23 protein-coding genes, 1 tRNA gene and 1 pseudogene are annotated in these 23,290 nt (G+C 65.8%); 14 read left to right on the top strand and 11 right to left on the bottom strand.

Going from position 1 to position 23,290, the window contains the following annotated elements; all coding sequences use genetic code 11:
* Nucleotides 1–201: 201 nt before the first annotated feature.
* Entirely contained in the window at nt 202–1,248 is a 1,047-nt protein-coding gene (gene argC / locus AAFN89_RS02355) for an N-acetyl-gamma-glutamyl-phosphate reductase (RefSeq protein WP_347535485.1), read from the top strand.
* Nucleotides 1,245–1,778 (top strand): gamma carbonic anhydrase family protein, encoded by a 534-nt coding sequence (locus tag AAFN89_RS02350; RefSeq protein WP_347535483.1) that lies wholly within the window; start codon nt 1,245–1,247, stop codon nt 1,776–1,778. Before argC ends, AAFN89_RS02350 begins: the two co-directional genes overlap by 4 nt.
* A gap of 311 nt (nt 1,779–2,089) precedes the next feature.
* On the opposite strand, the gene AAFN89_RS02345 is transcribed toward AAFN89_RS02350, so the two are convergent.
* Nucleotides 2,090–2,386 carry a hypothetical protein gene (locus AAFN89_RS02345; RefSeq protein WP_347535481.1) on the bottom strand — a complete coding sequence of 99 codons (297 nt, stop codon included), beginning with the start codon at nt 2,384–2,386 and terminating at the stop codon, nt 2,090–2,092.
* Nucleotides 2,387–2,463: 77 nt separating this feature from the next.
* Here AAFN89_RS02345 and AAFN89_RS02340 point away from each other — a divergent pair, with 77 nt between their 5' ends.
* Nucleotides 2,464–2,646 carry a DUF1778 domain-containing protein gene (locus AAFN89_RS02340; protein WP_347535479.1) on the top strand — a complete coding sequence of 61 codons (183 nt, stop codon included), beginning with the start codon at nt 2,464–2,466 and terminating at the stop codon, nt 2,644–2,646.
* Nucleotides 2,647–2,654: 8 nt separating this feature from the next.
* Here the strand turns inward: AAFN89_RS02340 and AAFN89_RS02335 are convergent, their stop codons facing one another.
* Nucleotides 2,655–3,515, bottom strand: a complete 861-nt coding sequence (locus AAFN89_RS02335; protein ID WP_347535477.1) for a LysR family transcriptional regulator — start codon at nt 3,513–3,515, stop codon at nt 2,655–2,657.
* Nucleotides 3,516–3,623: 108 nt separating this feature from the next.
* Between AAFN89_RS02335 and AAFN89_RS02330 the strand changes: the two genes are divergently transcribed.
* A complete protein-coding gene (locus tag AAFN89_RS02330) occupies nt 3,624–4,052 on the top strand; it encodes a VOC family protein (protein WP_347535475.1) in 429 nt (142 codons plus the stop codon).
* 26 nt (nt 4,053–4,078) lie between these two features.
* On the opposite strand, the gene AAFN89_RS02325 is transcribed toward AAFN89_RS02330, so the two are convergent.
* The gene (locus AAFN89_RS02325; RefSeq protein ID WP_347535473.1) at nt 4,079–4,684 is read right to left on the bottom strand and encodes a helix-turn-helix domain-containing protein; all 606 of its coding nucleotides are present in this window, start codon (nt 4,682–4,684) and stop codon (nt 4,079–4,081) included.
* Between the two features lie 105 nt (nt 4,685–4,789).
* Between AAFN89_RS02325 and AAFN89_RS02320 the strand changes: the two genes are divergently transcribed.
* Complete coding sequence (locus AAFN89_RS02320) at nt 4,790–5,812, top strand: NAD(P)H-binding protein (RefSeq protein WP_347535471.1); 1,023 nt, start codon at nt 4,790–4,792, stop codon at nt 5,810–5,812.
* Nucleotides 5,813–6,096: 284 nt separating this feature from the next.
* On the opposite strand, the gene AAFN89_RS02315 is transcribed toward AAFN89_RS02320, so the two are convergent.
* The gene (locus AAFN89_RS02315) at nt 6,097–6,597 is read right to left on the bottom strand and encodes a GNAT family N-acetyltransferase (protein WP_347535469.1); all 501 of its coding nucleotides are present in this window, start codon (nt 6,595–6,597) and stop codon (nt 6,097–6,099) included.
* A gap of 76 nt (nt 6,598–6,673) precedes the next feature.
* Nucleotides 6,674–8,482 (bottom strand): class I poly(R)-hydroxyalkanoic acid synthase, encoded by a 1,809-nt coding sequence (gene phaC, locus AAFN89_RS02310; protein ID WP_347535467.1) that lies wholly within the window; start codon nt 8,480–8,482, stop codon nt 6,674–6,676.
* 174 nt (nt 8,483–8,656) lie between these two features.
* On the opposite strand from phaC, the gene AAFN89_RS02305 reads away from it, so the two are divergent.
* The 6 genes from AAFN89_RS02305 (at nt 8,657) to AAFN89_RS02280 (ending at nt 15,496) form a co-directional block, all read left to right on the top strand.
* Nucleotides 8,657–9,856: an OmpA family protein gene (locus AAFN89_RS02305; RefSeq protein ID WP_347535465.1), complete on the top strand. Its 1,200-nt coding sequence runs from the start codon at nt 8,657–8,659 to the stop codon at nt 9,854–9,856.
* Between the two features lie 85 nt (nt 9,857–9,941).
* The gene (locus AAFN89_RS02300) at nt 9,942–11,180 is read left to right on the top strand and encodes an LL-diaminopimelate aminotransferase (protein ID WP_347535464.1); all 1,239 of its coding nucleotides are present in this window, start codon (nt 9,942–9,944) and stop codon (nt 11,178–11,180) included.
* Nucleotides 11,177–12,469: a homoserine dehydrogenase gene (locus AAFN89_RS02295; RefSeq protein ID WP_347535462.1), complete on the top strand. Its 1,293-nt coding sequence runs from the start codon at nt 11,177–11,179 to the stop codon at nt 12,467–12,469. Before AAFN89_RS02300 ends, AAFN89_RS02295 begins: the two co-directional genes overlap by 4 nt.
* A gap of 62 nt (nt 12,470–12,531) precedes the next feature.
* A complete protein-coding gene (glpX, locus tag AAFN89_RS02290) occupies nt 12,532–13,500 on the top strand; it encodes a class II fructose-bisphosphatase (protein ID WP_347535519.1) in 969 nt (322 codons plus the stop codon).
* Complete coding sequence (gene recJ, locus AAFN89_RS02285) at nt 13,497–15,317, top strand: single-stranded-DNA-specific exonuclease RecJ (RefSeq protein ID WP_347535460.1); 1,821 nt, start codon at nt 13,497–13,499, stop codon at nt 15,315–15,317. Before glpX ends, recJ begins: the two co-directional genes overlap by 4 nt.
* Before the next feature lie 103 nt (nt 15,318–15,420).
* A tRNA-Glu gene (locus tag AAFN89_RS02280) sits at nt 15,421–15,496 on the top strand.
* A gap of 37 nt (nt 15,497–15,533) precedes the next feature.
* Here AAFN89_RS02280 and AAFN89_RS02275 read toward each other — a convergent pair.
* From AAFN89_RS02275 to AAFN89_RS02250, 6 genes and pseudogenes are all read right to left on the bottom strand, one after another.
* Nucleotides 15,534–16,427: a reverse transcriptase family protein gene (locus AAFN89_RS02275; protein WP_347535458.1), complete on the bottom strand. Its 894-nt coding sequence runs from the start codon at nt 16,425–16,427 to the stop codon at nt 15,534–15,536.
* Between the two features lie 9 nt (nt 16,428–16,436).
* Nucleotides 16,437–16,742: a helix-turn-helix transcriptional regulator gene (locus tag AAFN89_RS02270; RefSeq protein ID WP_347535456.1), complete on the bottom strand. Its 306-nt coding sequence runs from the start codon at nt 16,740–16,742 to the stop codon at nt 16,437–16,439.
* 530 nt (nt 16,743–17,272) lie between these two features.
* Nucleotides 17,273–17,490: pseudogene (locus AAFN89_RS02265) on the bottom strand (antitoxin).
* Nucleotides 17,491–17,577: 87 nt separating this feature from the next.
* Nucleotides 17,578–17,886: a HigA family addiction module antitoxin gene (locus tag AAFN89_RS02260; protein WP_347535454.1), complete on the bottom strand. Its 309-nt coding sequence runs from the start codon at nt 17,884–17,886 to the stop codon at nt 17,578–17,580.
* Nucleotides 17,887–17,905: 19 nt separating this feature from the next.
* Nucleotides 17,906–18,184, bottom strand: a complete 279-nt coding sequence (locus tag AAFN89_RS02255; RefSeq protein ID WP_347535452.1) for a type II toxin-antitoxin system RelE/ParE family toxin — start codon at nt 18,182–18,184, stop codon at nt 17,906–17,908.
* Nucleotides 18,185–18,216: 32 nt separating this feature from the next.
* A complete protein-coding gene (locus AAFN89_RS02250) occupies nt 18,217–19,149 on the bottom strand; it encodes a LysR substrate-binding domain-containing protein (RefSeq protein WP_347535450.1) in 933 nt (310 codons plus the stop codon).
* Nucleotides 19,150–19,290: 141 nt separating this feature from the next.
* Here AAFN89_RS02250 and betC point away from each other — a divergent pair, with 141 nt between their 5' ends.
* The 3 genes from betC to AAFN89_RS02235 all read left to right on the top strand — a co-directional run bounded on the left by betC (nt 19,291) and on the right by AAFN89_RS02235 (nt 23,113).
* A complete protein-coding gene (betC, locus tag AAFN89_RS02245; protein WP_347535448.1) occupies nt 19,291–20,826 on the top strand; it encodes a choline-sulfatase in 1,536 nt (511 codons plus the stop codon).
* A gap of 62 nt (nt 20,827–20,888) precedes the next feature.
* A complete protein-coding gene (locus tag AAFN89_RS02240) occupies nt 20,889–21,842 on the top strand; it encodes a choline ABC transporter substrate-binding protein (protein ID WP_347535446.1) in 954 nt (317 codons plus the stop codon).
* Between the two features lie 389 nt (nt 21,843–22,231).
* A complete protein-coding gene (locus tag AAFN89_RS02235; RefSeq protein WP_347535444.1) occupies nt 22,232–23,113 on the top strand; it encodes a terminase small subunit in 882 nt (293 codons plus the stop codon).
* Nucleotides 23,114–23,290: the final 177 nt, after the last annotated feature.

The raw sequence follows: 23,290 nt of genomic DNA, 5'->3' as shown, positions 1-23,290 counted from the left end.
CTCCGCCTGATATCGGGTCGGGGAGGGCGTCTTTAAACCGACTCTCCCGTCCGCGCCGCGCCGCCGCTGTGATCGGCGACACAAGGACGGGGCGGAGACGGCGCGGAAACTCACTCTTCCTTGCGCCCTCCGCGTGCGTCGATTAGCTAGAAGCCTTACATCGGAAAGGCGCTCCTCGGGCGCCGCTGAAGGAGTTTCGCGATGGCGGACCGGAAAGTCAGGGTCGGGATCCTCGGGGCCAGCGGCTATACGGGCGCGGATCTCGTGCGCCTGCTGCTCCGCCATCCCCATGCCGACATCCGGGTCATGACGGCCGAGCGTTCCGCCGGGAAGCCGATAGGCGAGGTCTTTCCCCATCTCGCCGGCTTCGGCCTGCCCGATCTGGTGAAGGTGGAGGATGCCGGCTGGACGGACGTGGATCTCGCCTTCTGCGGCCTGCCCCACGGCACGACGCAGGAGATCATCGCCGCCCTGCCGCCCTCCGTGCGGGTCGTCGACCTTTCTGCGGATTTCCGGCTGACCGACACCGAAACCTACGCCGAATGGTACGGCCACCCCCACCGCGCGCCGGACCTCCAGAGGCAAGCCGTCTACGGCCTCACCGAATGGACGCGGGACCAGGTGCGCGACGCGCGGTTGGTCGCCAATCCCGGCTGCTACCCCACGGCGGTCCTGCTGGCGCTGCTGCCGCTGGTCGGCGGCCGGCTGATCGACAATTCCTCGATCATCGTCGACGCCAAATCCGGCGTCAGCGGGGCCGGCCGCTCGGTGAAGGAGGCGAACCTGTTCACGGAGGTCAGCGAGGCGATGCACGCCTATGGCGTCGGCCGCCATCGCCACATGCCGGAGATGGAGCAGGAGCTTTCCCGGCTGGCCGGGGAGCCGATCGAGATGTCCTTCACCCCCCATCTCGTCCCGATGAACCGGGGGGAATTCGTCACCGCCTACGTCAAACTGGCGGACGGGGCCGGCGTGGACGACCTCCGCGACGCGCTTCGCCGCCGCTATGAGGGCGAACCCTTCGTCCGCGTGCTGGGGGAGGGCGGATCGCCCGCCACCCGGCACGTTCGCGGCTCCAACCTCTGCATCCTGTCGGTCTTCCCCGACCGGCGGGCCGGCCACGCCATCGTGCTGTCGGTGATCGACAATCTGGTCAAGGGCTCCTCGGGCCAGGCCATCCAGAACATGAACGTGATGTTCGGCCTGCCCGAAACCGAAGGGCTCGAACAGGTGGCGCTCTTCCCATGACCGGCATCATCCTCCCTTATCGCGACACCGCGCCCCGGATCGCCGCCACCGCCTATATCGCCCCCACCGCGACCCTGACCGGCGACGTGACGGTGGGGGAGGGCAGCAGCCTGTGGTTCGGTGTGGTCGCGCGCGGCGACGTCAACCACATCCGCATCGGGAAGGGCACGAACCTCCAGGACGGCACGATCATCCACGTCACCGGCGGCGGCGACGCCACCCATATCGGCGACGGGGTGACGGTCGGCCATCTGGCGCTCCTCCACGCCTGCACGCTGGAAAGCGGCGCCTTCGTCGGCATGCGCGCCTGCGTCATGGACGGCGCGGTGGTCGAAGGCGGCGCGATGGTCGCCGGCGGCGCTCTGGTGACGCCGGGCAAGCGCGTCCCCGCCGGCCAGCTCTGGGCCGGCAGCCCGGCCCGCTTCATGCGCGCCATGACGGCGGAGGAAATCGCCTACCTCCCGGTGCTGGCGGAAAAATACGTTAAGCTGGCGGCGGAATATCGGGAGCAGGCCCGGAAGGCCCGTTGAGCAATATTTTAAATATTGATTGATTCCAGAGGAGTTAGCATTTCTGAAGGTATATTCTTATGCACTTCAACGGGGATTTCTTTGTGACCAACTATTTTTATTTTTTCGGCGTAATGACCCCAGGGCTGTTCGATGTCTATGCTTTTTTTATTTTTAAGTTTTTCATCTTCACAACGTGTAACAACAACGGCATTAGCATATAAATTAAGATCGTTCTGTAGAATTTTACAATTAGTATATTTTTCTACATTATTGCAAAGATATTTTTTTAATGTGGATCTTTCAAACGGATGCTCTAAAATAAAAGTATTCTATTGCCATTTCGATTTTTTATAGGAAGCATTCATTTCATGATATTTTTCATACGCTTTCACTGACCACAAAGGAACGTATATATATTTTTTACGTCCTGATCTCGAACCATTACCAAATCCTTCTGAGTAATAGTATATTAGACGATCCACTATGCCAAATTTGTCCTTCTTGTATTTAAGATGACAATCAGAATTTTCTTTATAATTAGGGGGTGGCGGAAGGTGAAGGGTTTGGTGCAGTAGAAAGGCTGTTGTCATACGACGCTTTTTCCAGCCTTTATATGGTGTCATCATATTTCAATCCTCATAGTTGAATGTATACTATCTTAAGTTGTATCAGTTCTCTATGAGATGAGCAACAAGAGCGAAGTATGAGCGATTTCGTGCTGACCAGCGTTCAGGAAGCCGCCCGCCGCACGATCGAGGAGAGCCAGCGCCTCGACCTGATCGCGCGCGACAGCGAGGCCTTCGTCGACGCCTTGATCAATCCACGGCCCGTGAATGACCGCCTACGGGAGACCGTGCGCCGCTACCGGCAGGCCGCCGGCATCTGACGCCCCCGTCACCCCGCCGCCGCCCTACATTCCGCGATGAACCGGGCGGCGGCGTCGGTTCCCGGGGAGGGATGGATGATCCCGACCTCCCGGACGAACGCCGCATCGTCCAGCGGAACCACGCTCACCTGGTCGAACCCCTCCTCATAGGCGCGGGCTTTCGGGACCAGCGCGACGCCCAGCCCGTCGGACACCATGGCGAGGATCGTCGGGATGTCGTCCAGTTCGGCCCAATCCCGGACGAGAATGCCCCGTCGGTCGAGAAACCTCTCCACCTGCCGGCCGCCGAAGGAGCTGCGGTTATATCGCAGGAACGGGCGGTCGTTCAGGCTCGTCCGCCAGTCCCCGCACTCCCAGGATCGGGGTGCGGCCAGCACGAACGGCTCCCGGACGAGCGTCTCCCAACCGAGGCCCTGCGGCGTCTCGAAGGCCGGCCGGATGATCATCGCGAGGTCCAGGTCGCCGGAATCAAGCCGGTCCAGAAGCTCCATCGAGGTTCCGGGAACCACCCGCACCTGAACCCCCGGCAGCCCCCCGTGGAATCCCGGCATCGCCCGGCGCAGGATCGTCGGCTGCACCGAGGCGATGGCCCCGATCCGCAGCAGCCCCGTCTGCCGCGACGGGTCGAAGGGATCGGCAAGGCTATCGGCGAGGGCAAGCAACTCCCCCGCCCGCGCCAGGACCGTGCGCCCCGTATCGTTCAGCCTGGCGGACCGGCCTGTCCGGTCGAACAGGCGCCGGCCCAGCCTTTCCTCAAGCCGCTTCATCTGTCCGCTGACGGCGGCCTGGGTCAGCCCGACGCGGTCACCGGCGGCCGCGAAGGTGCCGTAGCGCGCGACGGCGACAAGGGTCTTCAGTTCGGCGATCATGATTCATAAGTTTTCATGTAGCTAAGGCCAAGGATATATAGCTTTCCTTCCTGCTCGGCCATCGCTATGTCCCGGATATCGACCCATTCAATCGCGGAGATTTGAGCAGTGACCGACCGGACCATTCGCCCCTTCCACCTCGCCTTCCCGGTCGACGACCTGGAGGCCGCGCGCGGCTTCTACAAAGGCGTCCTCGGCTGCGGCGAAGGGCGTTCCTCGCCCGACTGGGTGGATTTCGACTTTCACGGCCACCAGATCGTCGCCCATCTCGCCCCGCAGGAATGCGGCGGCGCCGCGACCAGCGCCGTCGACGGGCATGGCGTGCCGGTGCGCCATTTCGGCCTCGTGATGGCGATGGACGATTGGCAGGGAACCGCCGACCGGCTGACCGAAGCCGGCATCAAGTTCGTGATCGAACCCTATGTCCGCTTCAAGGACCAGCCCGGCGAACAGGCCACCATGTTCTTCACCGACCCGGCCGGCAACGCCATCGAACTGAAATCCTTCCGCGACATGAACCAGCTTTTCGCGAAGTAGGGCGCTCGCGGCGGCGCCGGCCGGATTCAGTTTCGGCCGGCCTCGATGAGCCCCCGGGCGGCGTTGCGCAGCAGCGGCGTCGCCTCCTCGGCGGTCAGCAGTTGCGCGCTGACGAAGGCGCCGTTGATGAGCACCGCGAGCTGCCCCGCGAGCTCGTCCGGCCGGCGCGCGCCCAGCCCCACGGCGATCCCGCGCAGCCGCCGCCTCAACTCCAGCTTGTGGGCCGCCGCGACCTTTCGCGCCGGGTGGTCGGCCTCGGGAAACTCCGCCGCGACATTGATCTGCGGGCAGCCACGATAGTTCGGCCGGCCGACCCGTTCGCCGATCCATCCCAGATGGGCGCCAAGCTCCGCGTCCGGGTCGTCCCCGTGCCGCTGCGCGACACCGTCCCACGTTCCCCAGAAATCCAGGTCCTCGCGCTCCAGAAAGGCCGCGATGAGGTCGTCCTTGGTGCGGAAATGGCGATAGAGGCTCGTCTTGGCGACGCCCGCCTGTTCGACCACAAGGTCGACGCCGACGGCGCGCACCCCCCGGCGGTAGAACAGCGAAGACGCCGTCTCCAGGATCCGGTCCCTGACATCGGGGCCGCCCCCGGCATCCGGTGCGTCGGCTCTCTTGGCGATTCTGGGCATCGGCAAACCTCCTTGGCGGCAAGTCATAGCACGATCTGGCTTGACGCGCTACAGACCTGTAGGTATCTAGAAAACGAACAGGTCTGTAGCGCAAAGGAGAAAGCGATGACAAACAGGGTTGGACATGGTTCGGAAAAGGGCCGCGCCGTTGCGGTCTATGGGGCGACGGGACACACGGGGCGGTTTGTCGTCGCCGAACTGCTGCGGCGGGGCGTCGAACCCATCGCGGTCGCGCGCGACGGGGCGAAGCTGGCCGAATTCGCCGGCACGGGCGTTGCGGTGTGCGTCGCCTCCATCGACGCGCCAGAGACGCTGGACCGGGCGTTCTCGCGCGCCGGGGCCGTCATCAACTGCGCCGGCCCTTTCCTCGACACGGCCGATATCGTGGCCGCGGCGGCGATCCGGGCCGGCGCCCATTATTTCGACGTGACGGCCGAACAGCCCAGCGCCAGCGCGACCTATGAGCGGTTCGACCGGCCGGCGCGGGACGCCGGGGTGGTCGCGGTCCCGGCGATGGGCTTCTTCGGCGGTTTCTCCGATCTGCTGGTTACGGCGGCCATGGATGGCTGGGACGCCGCCGATGAGATCAGGATCATGATCGCGCTCGATAGCTGGCGCCCCACCCAGGGCACCCGGATCACCGGTGAGCGGAACACCGCGCGCCGCCAGATCGTCTCCAACGGCCGCCTCGCGCCGTTGCCGGTTCCGGCGGTGGAGCTGGAATCGGACCTGCCCGAACCGTTCGGGCGGCGGAAGTTCGTGGAGCTGCCGCTGGCGGAAATCATGGTGATCGACCGCCACGTGAAGACCGCCGAACTGCACAATTTCATCACCGTCAACGCCCTCCAGGACATCCGCGACCCGAAGACGCCCCCACCCGAGGCGTCCGACGAAACCGGCCGCTCCGCCCAACGCTTTCTCGTTGAGGTCACTTTGCGCCGGGGGAACGACACGCGACGCATCGCCGCCGGCGGACAGGACATCTACGCCTTCTCCGCGCCCCTCGTCTGCGAGGCCGCCCAGCGCGCCCTGGAAGGGAAGGCGCTGGACACCGGCGCGAACGCCCCCGGCGCGCTCTTCGATGCGAAAGACTTCCTAAAGACGCTGCCGCTCGATTGGCCTGCCTGACGGGAGGCCGGGTCGGCCGCCGGAGCGCGCCTCATGCAACCCCAACCATCCTTGCATTCCCGGCGCGCCATGTCCGGAATTGCAAGGATGGCGCCGCGCCCGGTCTCTCGCCGCCGGTGACGCGGCGAGACTGCATGGATTTCCGGCTCGGGAGCCGGAATGTAGATTCCGGGAAGGCTTTCCTTGCATCCTTCATGGTGAGCCCGTCGAACCATGCGGGCACAGGCCTTTCGGCCGCAAGATCAGGGTAGCTCTGCGCTGGCCGCTCATTGTGGAAGGGCGGCTCAATCGGGGAAGTTTTCGACGTGCTCTCGATATATCCGGAAACCCGCCCGGTGGTAGGTCGCTTGTGCTTTCGGATGGTCGTTCGTATCGGTATGCAGCCAGATCCTGCCTGGGTTGTACGACCAGATCGCGCGCAGCGCCCGATCCAGGAGATAGGGGCCAAGCTTTCGTCCCTGAGCCTCCGGGATCAGTCCGAAGTTGGTGAGTTCGATGTCTGGTCGCCCGATTCCGTCGAACTCGCAGAAACCAACGGGTTGGCCCTGGAGCCGGAGGACATGGAGGCTGGTGGTCGTACTGCAGAGGAAGTTTTCCAATTCCTCCGGCGTCAACCGCAACCGCTGGTCCCACTGCACCGGTTCGCCAACGGCGCGATAGAGCCTGAGATAGGTTTCCTGGACCAGACTCTCCCGCTCGACACGCGCCCCGGCGACCGGTCTGGCAACTTCCGGGCCTACAGGCGGTTGCGTCATCTCCATATAGGTCACGCGAAGATCAACCATGACCGATGGTCCCACCGCTGCGATGCGTTTCACAAATATCGTGACGGTTGTGACAATTCTTGTTGGGGTTAACGGGCTACACCCCCCGCACCGCCACATACCGCCCCGGCGCATCCTCGATCACCTTCAGCCCGCCATCCCCCGGCACCCTCGCCGGAACGCTCCCCCCGTCGAATTTCGACAGCCATTTCCGCCATTCCGGCCACCAGGAGCCGGAAGCCTCCTTCGCCGCCTTCAGCCATGCGTCGGGGCTCTTCGGCTTCCGGGCGTTGGTCCAGTAGGCGTATTTGCCGGCCGCCGGCGGGTTGACCACGCCGGCGATGTGGCCCGATCCCGCCAGGCAGAACTTCACCGGTCCGGCATAAAGCTGGGTCGCCGCATAGGTCGATTTCCAGGGGGCGATATGGTCCTCCCGGGTCGACAGGATGAAGGCCGGGACTTTCACCGTGGTCAAATCGATCGGCACGCCGCCAAGCGTGATCCCGCCCGGCCGGGCCAGCAGGTTTCTTTGGTACATGTTGCGCAGGTAGAAGCTGTGCATCGCCGCCGGCATCCGCGTGGAATCGCTGTTCCAGTAGAGGAGGTCGAACGGGAAGGGGTCCTTACCCAGCAGATAGTTGTTGATGACGAAGGACCAGATCAGATCGTTGGCGCGCAGCATGTTGAAGGTCGTCGCCATGGCGTCGCCCTCCAGATAGCCCTTCTTCCGCATTTTGGATTCCAGCGCGTCGAGCTGCTCCTCGTCGATAAAGACGCCAAGCTCCCCGGCCTCCGCGAAATCGACCATGGTGGTGAAATAGGTGGCGCTCTTGATCCGGTCGTCGCCCCTGGCCGTCATCCAGGCCAGCGTGGCGGAAAGCAGCGTGCCGCCCAGGCAGTAGCCGATGACGTTGATCTCGCTCTCCCCGGTCGCCTTCTCCACCGCGTCCAGCGCCGCCAGCAGCCCTTCGATCATGTAATCCTCGAAGGTCTTGGCGGCCAATTCCTCCCCCGGATTGACCCAGGAGACGACGAACACCGTCAGCCCCTGTTCGACCGCCCATTTGATGAAGCTGTTCTTCGGCTTGAGGTCGAGGATGTAATATTTGTTGATCCAGGGCGGGATGATGAGCAGCGGCCGCCGCGCCACCGTCTCGGTCGCCGGCGCATACTGGATGAGCTGCATCAGGTCGTTCTCGTAGACCACCTTCCCCGGCGTCACCGCGATATTGTCGCCGACGCGGAAGGCGTCGGTGTCTGTCATGCGGATCGCGAGCTTGCCCTTGCCGCGCTCCAGATCGTCCAGCAGGTTCTCTAGCCCCCGGACCAGATTTTCCCCGCCGCTCTCCATCGTCGCGCGGACCACCTCCGGGTTGGTCATGGCGAAGTTGGAGGGCGCCATCGCGTCCACGAACTGCCTTGTATAGAAATCGAGCTTGCGGGCCGTCTTGTCGTCCAGCCCGTCCACCTCCCGCACGGTGGACTGCATCCAGCGGGCGGACAGCAGGTAGGATTGCTTGATGTAGTCGAAGACGGCGTTCTCGTCCCACGCCGCATCCTTGAACCGCTTGTCGGATCGCGCAGGCTCGATCACCGGCTCCGCCGCCTCTCCGGTCATCATCCGCTGGGCCGATCGCTGCCACAGCTCCGCATAATCCCGCCACAGCGCCATCTGCGCCTGCGCCAGCTTCGCCGGATCGGCCATCATCCGGGCTGTCATGTCCATGAAGGCCTGGCCGACATTGAACGGGTCCGCCGTCCGGAACGCCCGCTCGTCGGCCTGCCGGCGCATGAAGTCGCCCACCAGCTTCCGGCTGCGCTCCGCGATCTCCGACATGGCGCGGGCCATCTCGACCGGATCCGGGTGCGGCTGATCGGGATTAGGGGCGCCGGAGGGGCTGGCCATGGGCGATGTCCTCGTTCGTTCCGCTGCCGTCCCCCTTCATACACCAGAAGCGGCCTTCCTGTGCACCGTCCGGCTGGATGGTTGCGCCGGCCGGACGTTTGCGACACGATCTCGCCTGAATGCCAGGGCTTGCTGGATAGCGGCCTCTCCCAGCCGAGGAAACAAAAGAAGTCCATGAACCGCTCCGCCGAACGCCGCTCGCGCCTCACCGCGTCCCCCGCCTCCTGGATCCTGACGGCGCTGATAGCCGCCCCGATCCTGGCCGGCTGCTCGGACCGCCCGACCGGTTTCTTCGACGGCACCCCCTATACCGGCGAAATCCAGCCGACCTCCGTCGCGAGGGTGGAGCCGCCGCCCGCTCCGGAGGGCGAGGAAGGCGAGGGCGCATCCGCGCCGGCTCCCGAGACTCCGTCCGAACCGCGGGAAGCGCCGATGTCGACTTCCGTGGAATCCGTGGTGCCGGTGCCGCTGCAGGAGGTCGCCCCGCCCATGCCGCAACGGTCTCCCGCCGGCAACAACCCCGCCGAGGACATTCTGCCGCCGCCGGCGCAGCCGCGCACCGCGCTGACCGGGCCGGGGCCGGATTCCGGTTCGGTGCTCCCCGACCAGCCGACGGTCGCGACCGCATCGGAGCCGCCGCCGCGCCCGCCGGAACCTGAACCCAAGCCGGCCGAGCCGCCCGAATCCGTGGCCGAACCCGCGCCCCCGCCGCAACCCATGGACGAGGCCGAACCGGCTCCGGACGCAGAGGCGGCCGAGGCGCCCACTCCTGCGCCGCTGCCGCCCAGCCTGCCGCGCCCGCCCAGCGAGCAGACCTATCCCAATCTGGCCGACGTGCCGGAGCGGCCGACCGACATCCCGTCGCCCGAGGAGCGGGAACGGCTGCTGGAGGAGCTGCAATCCGACCGCGCCGCCTCAGGCCTCTCCTTCGGCGCGGCGGCCGAACAGGCGGCTCCCGACGGGGAGGGGGAGGAAACGACGGAGCCCGCGCCCGTTCCCGACCAGCCGACGCCGGAGCCGCGCTTCACGCCGGATTCGGCCTCCGGCGAGGAAGCCGGAACGGTCTATTTCGAATCCGGCCAGGCCGATCTGGGGGTGGAGGAACTGGCGGTCCTCGACCGGATCGCCGAAGCCCACGCGGCCCAGGGCGGCGAGATCAGGGTCGTCGGCCATGCCGCCTCCGGCGCGGCCGACGCGGTGGGGACGGAGACGGTCCCGGCCGAACTGTCGCGCCAGCGGGCTCAGTCGGTCGCCGACGCGCTGGTCCAGCGCGGCGTCGATCGCTCCTCGATCTGGGTTTCCGGGGCCGCCGACACGCAGCCCGCCTCCGGCCCCGCGGAGGCGCGCCGGGTCCAGATTTACCTCGATTATTAGCGGCCCCCCGTCTAGAAACGGAGCCTGGAAACGGGGCGCGCCGCCGGCTCCGTTAAGGCCGGCCGCCATCGGGGTTGGGGCAGGGATGATCGAGCAGGAATTCCATCGGATAAAGCGTCTGCCGCCCTACGTGTTCGCGGAAGTGAACGCGATGAAGGCGAAGGCCCGCGCGGCCGGCGAGGACATCATCGACCTCGGCATGGGCAATCCCGACTCAGCCACGCCGCAGCACATCGTCGACAAGCTGGTCCAGACGGTCCAGAACCCGCGCACCCACGGCTATTCCAACTCTCGCGGCATTCCGGGCCTCCGCCGCGCGCAGGCGGCCTATTACGCGCGGCGCTTCGGGGTGGAGCTGGACCCCGAACGCGAAATCATCGTCACCATCGGATCGAAGGAGGGGCTGGCCAACCTCGCCCAGGCGATCACCAGCCCCGGCGACATCATCCTGGCGCCCAACCCGTCCTACCCGATCCACATGTTCGGCTTCATCATCGCCGGCGCGGCGATCCGCTCGCTGCCGACGGGGCCGGGCTTCGACCTCCTGGACCAGCTCGAACGCTCGGTCCGCCATTCGGTGCCGAAGCCGACCGCGCTGGTGCTGAACTACCCGGCCAACCCCACGGCGCAGGTGGTCGATCTCGATTTCTACCGCCCGATCGTGGAGTTCTGCCGCCGGCACGACATCATCATCCTCTCCGACCTGGCCTATGCGGAGATCTATTTCGACGGAAAGCCCCCGCCCTCGATCCTCCAGATACCGGAGGCGCGCGATGTGGCGGTGGAGTTCACCTCGCTCTCCAAGACCTACGCCATGGCCGGCTGGCGCATCGGCTTCGCGGTCGGCAACGACAGGCTGATCGCCGCGCTGGCGCGGATGAAATCCTATCTGGACTATGGCGCCTTCACGCCCGTCCAGGTCGCCGCGACCGCCGCGCTCAACGGCCCGCAGGACTGCATCGAAAGCATGCGCGCGCTCTATCGCGAAAGGCGGGACGTGCTGGTCGACGGGCTGGCCCAGACCTCTTGGCCGATCGCCCGGCCGGACGCCTCCATGTTCGCCTGGGCCGCCATCCCGAAGGAATATGAGGCGCTGGGCAGCCTGGAGTTTTCCAAGCTGCTGCTGAAGCATGCGCGCGTGGCGGTGTCGCCGGGCGTCGGCTTCGGCGAATATGGCGAAGGTTTCGTGCGCATCGCGCTCGTTGAGAACAAGCACCGCATCAGGCAGGCCGTGAAGAACATCAAGCATTTCCTCAACCATCCCCCGAACGAGCTGGACAACATCCTGGACCGGAGCGCCGCCGCCCAGGCGGTTCAGTCGTGATCCCGCCGGTCAGGGTAGCCGTCGCCGGCCTCGGCACGGTCGGCGCCGGCGTGCTGAAGCTGTTGCGCGATCAGTCGGAGGCATTGTCCCAGCGCAGCGGCCGGCGCTTCGTCGTCACCGCCGTCTCGGCGCGGGAGAAGGCGAAGGATCGCGGCGTCGACCTCTCCGCCGTGCGCTGGTACCGCGACGCCGTCGCCATGGCCGCCGACCCGGACGTGGACGTGGTGGTCGAACTGATCGGCGGCTCCGACGGCCCGGCCAAGGATCTGTGCGAAGCCGCGATCGCCAATGGCCGCCACATCGTCACCGCCAACAAGGCCCTGATCGCCCATCACGGGGCGGAACTGGCGCGCAAGGCCGACGAGGCCGGTGTCGCGCTCGCCTTCGAGGCGGCGGTCGCCGGCGGCATCCCCGTGCTGAAGGGCATCAGGGAGGGGCTGGCCGCCAACAAATTCTCCACCGTCGTCGGCATCCTCAACGGCACCTGCAACTACATCCTGTCGGAGATGCGGGACACCGGGCGGGAGTTCGCGGAGGTGCTGGCCGAAGCGCAGAAGCTGGGCTACGCCGAAGCCGATCCCTCTTTCGACATCGACGGCGTGGACGCCGCGCACAAGCTGGCGATCCTCGCCGCGCTGGCCTTCAACGCCCAGGTCGATTTCGACGCCGTGCATGTCGAGGGCATCCGCAACGTCTCGGCGATCGACATCGCCTATGCCGACGAGTTGGGCTTCCGCATCAAGCTTTTGGGCCTCGCCCGCCGCCAGCCCTCGGGCCTCGATCTCCGCGTCCATCCCTGCATGGTGCCGGCCGCCGCGCCGATCGCGTCGGTCGAAGGCGTGTTCAACGCCGTGGTGACGGAGGGCGATTTCGTCGACCGGGTGATGATGGTCGGGCGCGGGGCGGGGGCGGGCCCCACCGCCTCGGCCGTCGTCGCGGATCTGGTGGATATCGCGCGTGGCTGCCGCGCCCCGGCCTTCGGCGTCTCGACAAGCTCGCTCTCGGTCCTGCCGACGCTGCCGGTCGAACGGCGGCACGGCGCCTATTATGTGCGCCTGATGGTCGTCGACCGGCCGGGGGTGATCGCCGACATCACCGCGACGATGCGGGATCAAAACGTCTCGGTCGAGAGTTTCCTGCAACGCGGCCGGTCCCCCGGCGACGCGGTGCCGGTCGTCATCACGACCCATGAGACGGACGAGGATGCGATGATGCGGGTGCTGGACGGCATAGCGGCGCTCGACGCGGTCCTGGAGCCGCCGCATGTGATCCGCATAGAACCGTTCTAGAAGAAGCCGCCGTCCCGGACGGCGAAAAAGGAAAAGAGGAAGCAATGGGCGACATCAAGGTGATGGACCGCAACCTGGCGCTCGAGGTTGTGCGGGTGACCGAAGCCGCGGCGCTGTCGGCGTCCCTCCAGATGGGCAGGGGCGACGAGCGGGAGGCCGACCAGGCGGCGGTCGACGCCATGCGTCAGGCGCTCAACAGCCTGTCGATCGATGGCGAGGTCGTGATCGGCGAGGGCGAGCGCGACGAGGCCCCGATGCTCTATATCGGGGAGAAGGTCGGCGCCGGCGGGACGGAGATCGACATCGCGTTAGACCCGCTGGAGGGCACCACCATCACCGCTAAGGGCGGCCCCAACGCGCTGGCCGTCATCGCCATGGCCAACAAGGGCGGCTTCCTGAAGGCCCCCGACGTCTATATGGAGAAGATCGCCGTCGGCGCCGGCCTGCCGGATGGCCTAGTCGACATCGACGCCAGCCCGGCCCAGAACCTGAAGGACCTGGCGCTGGCCAAGCAGGCGGAGATCTCCGACCTGGTGGTCTGCATCCTCGACCGCCCCCGCCATGCGGAGCTGATCGCCCGGGTGCGGGAGGCCGGCGCGCGCATCATGCTGATCTCCGACGGCGACGTGTCGGGCGTCATCGCCACCTCCCAGCCGGATGCCGGCGTGGACATGTATATCGGCACCGGCGGCGCGCCTGAGGGCGTTCTGGCGGCTGCGGCCCTGCGCTGCATTGGCGGCCAGATGCAGGGCCGACTGGTCTTCCGCAACGATGACGAGAAGGCGCGCGCCAAGCGCCACGGCCTGACCGACCTCTCCCGCATCTACGGCCTCTACGACATGGCCCATGGCGACGTGATGTTCGCCGCCACCGGCGTCACCACGGGGCCGATGCTGCGCGGCGTCCGGCGCTTCGCCGGCGGGGCGGTCACCCATTCGATCGTCATGCGCTCGAAATCCGGCACCGTCCGGACCATCGAGGCCCGGCACAATTTCAACCGCAAGACGGGGTTCACGCCGGCGGACCGATGACCGGTCCCGTGCCCGACCTCGTGACAGAAGACGACCTTCTCACCGCCGAGCCGGCCGCGACCCTCTCCGTCCGCGGCCGGCGCTGGCGGCTCCTGCCCGCCGATGAACGGGTTTCCCGTGCGCTCGGCCAGCGGCACGGCCTGCCGGAAGTGGTCGCCCGCATCCTGGCCGCCCGCGGCGTGGGGCTTGAGGAGGCGGAAGCCCACCTCAACCCTTCGCTCCGCACGGCGATGCCGGACCCGTCCTCCCTCCGCGACATGGACAAGGCGGCCGATCGCATCGCTCGCGCGGTGATTGAGGGGGAGCCGATCGCCATCTTCGGCGACTATGACGTCGACGGCGCGACCTCGGCGGCACTCCTCCGCCGTTTCCTGAAAGCGGTCGGCAGCGACGCCCGCATCTACATCCCCGACCGGCTGGCCGAAGGCTACGGCCCGAACTCCGACGCGCTGCGCCTGCTGAAGGAGGAGGGCGCGCGCCTCGTCGTGCTGGTCGATTGCGGCACCACCGCCCACGAGCCGCTGGAAGCCGCCGCCGCGATGGGGCTCGACGCCGTGGTGATCGACCATCACACGGCCGAGGCCCGCCTGCCGCCGGCTCTGGCGCTGGTCAACCCCAACCGGCTGGACGAGACAGGCGCGCTCCGCCAGCTCGCCGCCTGCGGCGTCACCTTCCTGTTGCTGGTGGCGCTCAACCGCGCCCTGCGCCGCCTCGGCTTCTACGACGGAACGGGTAGGGCGGAACCCGACCTTCTGGCCCTGCTCGACCTCGTCGCGCTCGGCACGATCTGCGACGTGGTGCCGCTCGTCGGCCTCAACCGCGCACTGGTCGCCCAGGGGCTGAAAATGATGGCCCGCCGCTCCAACGCCGGGCTGGCGGCGCTGGCCGATTGCTGCCGCATCGACCGGAAGATGGACGCCTACCACGCCGCCTTCCTGCTCGGCCCCCGGATCAATGCCGGCGGCCGCATCGGCCGCGCCGATCTGGGCGCGCTCCTGCTCTCGACCGACGATCCGCTCGAGGCGGCGGAGATCGCGGGCCGGCTCGACGCCCACAACCAGGACCGCAAGGAGGTAGAGGCCGCCGTCCTCGCCGACGCCATCCTCCAGGCCGAAGCCGCGCCGAAGGACGACCCAATCCTCCTGGTCGCGGGCGCGAACTGGCATCCCGGCGTCATCGGCATCGTCGCCGGCCGGTTGAAGGAGCGGTTCAACCGCCCGGCCTGCGTCGTCGCGATGGAGAACGGAATCGGCAAGGGCTCCGGCCGTTCGATGCCCGGCATCGACCTCGGCGGCGCGGTGATCGAAGCGCGGCGCTCGGGCCTCCTGCTCACCGGCGGCGGCCACCCGATGGCGGCCGGCTTCACCGTGGCCGAAGAAAGGCTGGCCGATCTGCGCGCCTTCCTCCGCGACCGAATCGCCACAGCCGCCGGCGGCGGTCCGATCGCCGCGCCGGACATGGATTTGGACGGCACGCTCTCCGTCGCCGGCGCGACGCCGGATCTCGCGAACTGGATCGGCCGGCTCGGCCCCTTCGGCGCCGGCAATCCGGAGCCGCGCTTCCTCATCAAGGGCGCGCGCATCATCCAGCCGCGCATCGTCGGCGAACGCCATGTAAGCTGCTTTCTCCAGGGCGCCGACGGCGCCCGCCTCCGCGCCATCGCCTTCCGCGCCATGGACGACGATCTCGGCCACGGCCTGCTGACCGCCCAGGGAACGCCCTGGACGCTGGTCGGCATCGTCCGTCGCGACGAATGGAACGGCCAGGTCCGCTGCCAGCTCCACATCGAGGACGCCTCTCCCGACTGGCGCGGATGACAGGGCGGGGAAGGGGCGTGACAGGGCGACGAATTCCCGCTTGATCTTTCCAGCCCACCCTTATAGAAAGCCCCCACTTCGCGCCACGCGCGCGACGTCCAGCGTCCCCTTCGTCTAGAGGCCTAGGACACCGCCCTCTCACGGCGGCAACAGGGGTTCGAATCCCCTAGGGGACGCCATTTCTGCTTAAAATTGACAGTTAGAAACGGGAGCGCGTCAGACCTTTCGCGGAAGAAGCGACCTCGCACGTTCGCCCCAAACCGGCTCCAACTGCGCGGCTTCATAGAGCCGGCTACGTAGAGCATTAAGGGCTTTATCGCGCGCTTCACCATCCGGCATATCCTCCAAAGCCTCGAATGCTTTCTTAATCTTGAGGTGCCGCCTATGTGGAAGGCGGACACCAGCGTTCGTAAGCGCTGTGCCAGTGACGATGCGAGGGACACCCGCCGGAAAATAGCGGCACTTGTGCGAATGCAGTCCATGCTTCGTGATGATGCCGCGAATGCGAAACAAAGTTGCACGCACCGCCTTCTCGCCGCTGAGACACATATCATCGACGTATACGGTGAAGCGTAAGTTCAGATAATCTGCGAGTTGAGCGATCTCATCGAACATTCGCTTGTGAGCAAAGTATGACAGGATTGGACTAACAGAGCTTCCGGTTGGTAGATGTCCATCGACCGTCAGCAACTTCGCAAGAAGCATCGCTACATCGCTTCTGCATTTCATTATTTCTGAAAAAAACAAATAAACTGCGTGTGCGCTGACATTCTGAAAAAAAGCTCTGATATCAACTTTTACTAAGTTAGTATTAACACTGTGAACCTTAGCGTTCGTAATGTAGGATCTTCCGCGTATTGCTGAGTGGAGATAATCTGGTGTTTCAACGCGGCTTAACCACCGCGCTACCTTTATATGCGCCTGTTTGAGTCGATCTTTTGGTTCTTGTACATCCCGCTTCTTTTGTTTCCCAACCTTAAATTTTTTGTAGTTGTTATCGCGGTTAGCGAGATTTTCCAATTCCGCTAATTCGATCCCCAATCGCTTCGCCAATTCCGCCGGGGATGTAACCTTGAATAGTCGTGATTGATGCAGAGGATGGCGCCTCATGATTAGTTCTCACCGCCGCTCATTTTTGGGTGAGATTGTCGATACCCAGTCAAGCATCTTCAATGCTTTGTCAGCGACAAACGTACGGGCGCGCTCCGAAAAATCAGCATCGCTCGTCCGCTCTGCAAAAAGCATCAACGATGAAACTGGAATACTGAAATAGTCAGAATAGCGTTCGAGGGTTTGGAGCGTAACTTTCTTATTTCCAGATTCAAGTTCCGTAATGAAAGAGCGTGAGAACCCAAGTTCACGGGCAAGTTCCGCCTTGCTCATATCGTGATAAACTCGAACCAATCTTAGTGCTTCATTCAGCATACTTATATCCTGCACATTGGTAGCTTAAAGGTTCTCGACCACCCCACGGACGGTGCGGAAAGTGGCGACGAAGATCGCGACCGCTTTCAACACCAGGAGCAGAATGCGTCGCATCCTGCGTCCACGGCGGCTCCATGTTGAGCGCACCGCAGGTTCTTCGAGAACGCTTCGCCCGGCGACCGGGGGATCATTGTCTTTCGACATATCTGAGTCCTTTCGTCTCAGAGCACCAGACGAGATTGTCTGGCGTCACGCTCTCTGAGACAGGCTCAGGCGAAGCACCTCCAAGCTACCGTGATCGCCTGCTCACGCGGGCGATCCTTACCGGGCCTCGTCGCCGTGCCGCCCGATATCGAGGGACGACGCCGCCGCGCCAATAAGAAGAAGAGACCACCGTCTCCAAGCGTCATGAGACGCCGCATGTGCGTGGTGCCTTCCCGGTCGCGCCATATATCTAGTGGTTCGTTCTCCTTAAGTCAATGATTGTTCGCAAACAGAGAGCGCGGTTTATAATCGACAGGCGACTTCGCTTACGGTTCCGGCCGCCTTGCATCGGCTGTGGCGTTCAACTCAAAATCTTCCAGCCGATCCACGATCTCTTCGAACGCCTCGGCCTGGATCATGTAGCCATCACCCGATTGTGGTTGAGAATGGCGACCGGCGCACCTTCCGAACGGGCCATCACGCCCATCGGATTCCTCTTCAGTTCCGCGATGCTGACGACCGTTTCGGCAATGATGCGCTGCATGCCCCTCCTTACGTTCCCGGCGCGATGGTCTGCCGAAGGCCGGAGTCCGGTAGCGGTAATTACGCGCCAACCTTGGCGCAACCCACATCAGGCAGCGTGTAGCGGACGAACCCGGTTTCTGATGGCGTCGCCTGCCTGATGCTCCGCTTGCCGCAACTCGTAATGTCCCTGGAGATTGATCCAGAACTCCGGCTCGATCCCGAAGTAAGCGCCCAGGCGCAACGCCGTGTCGGCCGAGATCGCCCGATCGCCGGCGATGATCGCGGTGATCCGGTTGGCCGGAACGTCGATATCGCGGGCCAGCCGATTGGCGCTCAGCCCGTGCGGCTTCATGAACTCCTCGTGCAGGATTTCGCCCGGAGTGATCGGCGCAAGAAGATCGCTATCCCTCATCATGTCCCTCCTTGGGCGTGGGTCAATGATAGTCGACGATCTCGACATCGTCGGCATTGCCGTCGTTCCACCGGAAACAGACCCGCCACTGGTCATTGATCCGGATGCTGTATTGCCCCTTGCGGTCGCCTTTCAGGGCCTCCAGGCGGTTGCCCGGCGGAACCCTCAGGCTCTCCAGTGAGGGCGCCGCGTCCAGCATCACCAGCTTCCGGCGGGCCTGACGCTCGATCGCCTGCCATTTCCGGACCAGCCGATCGTTGAACAGTGACTCCGTATCGGCGTCTCGAAACGTCCGGATCATAACGTAATGCGTAATACGTATCGCATAAAGCGTCAAGTCTCGCTGACTTGCACATCCCCATCCCCAACCCGCCCCCGCGTCAGCCAGCCCTCGAACGCCGCAGCGGCCGCATCCGGCGTCCGCGTCTTCGGCTGTAGCAGCACATACCCCCGCCCGGTCCGCACCGGCAGCCCCAGGCTGACGAGCTGCCCCGCCCGGACGAGTTCGTCGACCAACGGCCGCCATCCCAGCGCGACGCCCTGTCCGGCCGCCGCCGCCTGGACGACCATGGTGTAGTTGTTGAAGGCCGGCCCGCCATCTTCCGCCGGCCCGGCCAGCCCGTGCGCCCCGAACCATTCCGCCCAGGTGAGCCAGCGGCCGGCCCGCGCGCTTTCCAGGTGAAGGAGCGGTAGTCCCAAGAGGTCGGAGGGCTGCCCGACCGCCGGCCGGTCGGCGGCGAAGGCCGGGCTGCACACCGGGGTCACGATCTCCGGGAAAAGCGGCGTCGCCCGGATTCCCTTGACCCGTTCGGGCCCGCACACGATCGCCGCGTCCGCCGGCTCGTCCCGCCAGTCGATCTCGTCCTGCAGGGTGATGATGCGCACCTCCCGCCCCGGCAGGGCCGCGCGCAGCGACGCCAGGCGGGGCATCAGCCAATAGGCGGCGAAGCCGAAATCGGTCGCGATGTTGAACCGGCGGCGGCTCCGGCCCCGGCGGATATCCTCGGTGGCCGACGCGATCGTGGCCAGCCCCTGGCGGACCGCTTCCGACAGCCGCGCGCCTTCCGGCGTCAGCGCCACGCCCCGGCGCAGCCTGCGGAAGAGATTGACGCCCAGCTCCGCCTCCAGCGCGCCGATGCGGTGGCTGACCGCCGGCTGCGTCGTCCCGAGCGCGCGGGCCGCGGCGCTGAAATTCAGGCGTCGCGCCGCCGCCTCGAATATCACCAGCGTCTGGACGGGCGGCAGCCGCGCGCTTCGATCTGGCATGATGTCACCTTATGGCAGCATGAGGAGACTTCCGGTTCACAAACGAGGATAGCCGGTGCGATCCTTCATTTCACCCATTCGCGAACTTCCATGGACATGAAGCGGAGCGCCAGCCTTGCCCACCGCCTCCCGGTTGCCCCTATGAGGCGACCCAACATCCTTCTCATCATGGCCGACCAGTTGACGCCGGGCGCGCTGCCGGTCTACGGCCACAAACTGACGAAGGCCCCGAACATCGAGGCGCTCGCCGCCGAGGGCGTGGTATTCGACGCGGCCTATTGCAACAGCCCGCTCTGCGCCCCGTCGCGCTACGTCTTCATGTCCGGGCGCCTGCCGTCGGCGATCGGCGGCTATGACAACGCGGCGGAGTTCCGGGCGGACATCCCGACCTTCGCGCATCATCTGCGCCGCGCCGGGTACCGGACGATCCTCTCCGGCAAGATGCATTTCTGCGGGCCCGACCAGCTTCACGGGTTCGAGGAGCGGCTGACGACCGACATCTACCCCGCCGATTTCGGCTGGACGCCGGATTGGGAACGCCCGGAGGACCGGCCAAGCTGGTACCACAATATGAGTTCGGTCATCGAGGCCGGCCCCTGCGTGCGCACCAACCAGCTCGATTTCGACGACGAGGTCGTCTTCTCCGCCCGGCGCAAGCTGTTCGACATGGCGCGCGGCGGCGGCGACCGGCCGTTCTGCATGACCGTCTCCATGACCCATCCGCACGATCCCTTCGCGATCCCGGAGCAGTACTGGAACCTCTATCGCGACGAGGATATCGACCTGCCGCGCGTGACCCTGTCGCCGAAGGAGATGGACCCGCATTCGCGGCGGGTGCGCCAGGTCTCGGACATGGACAACGCGGAGATCGGCGAGCAACAGATCCGCAACGCGCGCCGCGCCTATTACGGCGCGATCTCCTATGTCGACGAACAGGTGGGCGCGATCCGCCGGACGCTGGCAGAGACGGGCCTGGACCGGAACACCATCGTGATCGTCCTGGCCGACCATGGGGAGATGCTGGGGGAGCGCGGCCTCTGGTTCAAGATGACCTTCTTCGAAGGATCGGCCCGCGTGCCGCTGATCGTCCATATGCCGGAGCGGTTCGGCGCGCATCGGGTGTCGGCGGCGGTGTCGCTGGCGGACCTCCTGCCGACGCTGGTCGATTTTGCTCATGACGGCGCCGCTCCCGCCTTCGAGGAACCGATCGACGGGCGAAGCCTGCTGCCGCACCTGGAGCGCCGTGGCGGCCATGACGAGGCCATCGGCGAATATCTCGCCGAAGGGGCCATAGCCCCGGTCGTGATGATCCGGCGCGGCCGGCATAAATTCGTCCACTGCCCGGCCGATCCCGACCAGCTCTACGATCTGGCCGCCGACCCGGACGAACTGACCAACCTGGCGGCCGACCCGACGGCGGCCGATATCGTGCGCGATTTCAAGGCGGAGGTGGCCCGGCGCTGGGATCTCCAGCGGCTTCACGGGGAGGTGCTGTCCAGCCAGCGCCGCCGCCGCCTGATCTGGGACATCGCGCGCGACGGCGGGCAGAGCCCCTGGGACTATCAGCCGTTCCAGGACGCCAGCCGGCAGTACATGCGGAACACCATGGATCTCGACGATCTGGAGGCCATGGCGCGTTACCCCCGCGTGCGTCCCGCCACTCCGCCCACGGGATAAATCCCCGGAACAAGCCGACAACAGGCCGACAACAGGCCGAACAGAACAGGGAGAAAGACACCATGACCCGATCCCGCCGCCTTCTCGCCGCGCTTCTGCCCGTCGCCGGCATCGCCGCCTTCGCCCAGCCGGCCCTTGCCGCCAACCCGGAATGCCGCGTGGTCCGCATGTCCGATCCCGGCTGGACGGACATCACCTCCACGAATGCGGTCTTCGGCAATTTGCTGGCCGGCCTGGGCTATGAGCGGCAGGTCGAATCGATCGCGGTGTCGATCACCTTCCAGGCCCTCAAGAACGGGGACATCGACGTCTTCCTGGGCAACTGGATGCCTTCCCAGACCACCTTCATCGAACCCTTGACGGCCGAAGGCGCCATCGAGGTGATCGCCCCCAACCTCCAGGGCATCCGGTTCACGCTGGCCGTGCCCGACCATGTCTCGGAAGCGGGCGTCACGGACTTCGCCGACCTCGCCGACCATGCCGAGGAGTTCGAAAGCACGATCTACGGGATCGAACCCGGCGCCCCGGCCAACCGGCACATCCAGCGGATGATCGACACCGGCGATTTCGGCCTCGGCGACTGGACGCTCGTCGAATCGAGCGAGCAGGGGATGCTGAGCCAGGTGGACCGGGCGGAGCGGCGGGACGAATGGGTGGTGTTCCTCGCCTGGGAACCGCACCCGATGAACATGAAGTACGACATCACCTATCTCAGCGGCGGCGACGAATATTTCGGGCCGAACTACGGCAGCGCGACCGTCAACACCGTGACCCGCACAGGCTATGTGGAGGAATGCCCGAACATCGGAAAGCTTCTCGAACAGCTTCAGTTCACGGTGGAGATGGAGAACGAGATCATGGCCATGATCCTGGACGAAGGCATGGAGCCCATGGACGCCGCCGCGGCCTGGCTGGAACAGCACCCGGAGGTGCTGGAACCCTGGCTGCAGGGCGTCACCACCATCGACGGCGCGGAAGGCCTCCCGGCGGTGAAGGCGCATCTGGGACTCGGCTGAACGGCCGGCGGCTCCGGTGAATGCATCAAAAAAGCCCTCTCTCCTCGTGGGAGAGGGTTGGGTGAGGGGGCGTTGGTTTGTTCGTCCGGTCCGGCGCAAGCCCGCAGGATTGTCCCCCTCACCCTCCCGTCCGCTAAGCGGACGGGTCCCTCCCTCTCCCACAAGGGGCAAGGGTGAAACGGGTAGCCCTCTCCCCACCGGGGAGAGGGTTGGGTGAGGGGGAGCGGTGTCTCGGCCTCGCAGTCAGCCGGCCTCGGCGATCACCGGCGGATGGCCTTTCTTCGATGCCGCATCGATTCCAGATCGGGTCTGGACGGTGTCCGCCTCTTGAATTCTCCCTACAATAGGCTATTTTTCCTATTTCCGTCATCGGCACAGGAACAGGAACCATGGCCCACACCGCTTCTTCCCCCTTCGCCGCCTCTCCCATCCCCGACATGCCGCCCCGGCAGGAGGCGTTCTGCCGCTCGGTTGCCCACGGCGCGTCGGCCGCCGCAGCGGCGCGGGCGGCCGGCTACTCGGTCGACAATGCCCGCGGCCAGGCCACGCGGCTGCTCGCCCGGCCCTATGTCCGGCGGCGGATCGAGGAACTGCGCGACGGGCTTCTGGCGGCGCGCAACAGGGAGGTCGCGGAGCTCGTCGCCGTCGCCCGGGAGACGCTGGACAAGGCGCGGGAGGAAGGGAAGCTCGGCGCGATGCTCCGCGCCGTCGAGCTGATCGCGAAGCTGAACGGCCTTTTCGCCCGCCAGTTGCCCGAGATCGCCCACGCCGCCCTCCAGCCCGCCGATGGGCTGCTGGAGGGCGGCGAGATGACGGAGTACGAGCTGGACGACGAGAATAGGGATGACGACGCCGGTGATGATGAAGGCGGCGAGGGTGGCGGCGGGGAAGGGCAGAGCCGTCTTATGTCAGACGAGCCCGACGCCGAGGGCTGCTATCCCGAGGACCGGCCGGTGATGAAGAAGGTGTTGGCGATCGGGACCGATATCCCCGGCGACCCCCTCCTGTCCGCGCCGCCGCGCTACGCCGACGGCGTCGCCTGGGACGGGCTCGGCCCGCACCCTCGCGAGGAGGACCCCGCCTTCCTCGACATCACGCCCGGCAATCAAAGCTTCCTGCTCGTCTCGGAGCAGTACGCCGCCCGCCAGCGCGCCGCCGCCCGCCGCGCCGGCCGCGCCGACCTCATCGATCCTGACGGCTCCGAAGCCTACCAGGCGCCGGCCCCCGTCCGCCGCTACCGCCACGATCCGGGCATGAGCGTATGGGTCTGAACCCCCGAAAGCCCACAAAAGCCGACAAAAGCCCACACAAGAAAAAAGCCCTCGCCCCCTCGTGGGAGAGGGTTGGGTGAGGGGGCGTTGGTTTGTTCGTCAGGCCGGCGCGAGGCCGCAGGATTTTCCCCTCACCCTCCCGCCCGCTTCGCGGTCGGGTCCCTCCCTCTCCCCAGA

The organism is Inquilinus sp. CAU 1745, from assembly GCF_039839375.1.
Lineage (GTDB): Bacteria > Pseudomonadota > Alphaproteobacteria > DSM-16000 > Inquilinaceae > JBDOQU01.
The sequence above is the reverse complement of the archived record's forward strand: the minus strand, read 5'-3'. Positions and strand labels throughout refer to the sequence as shown.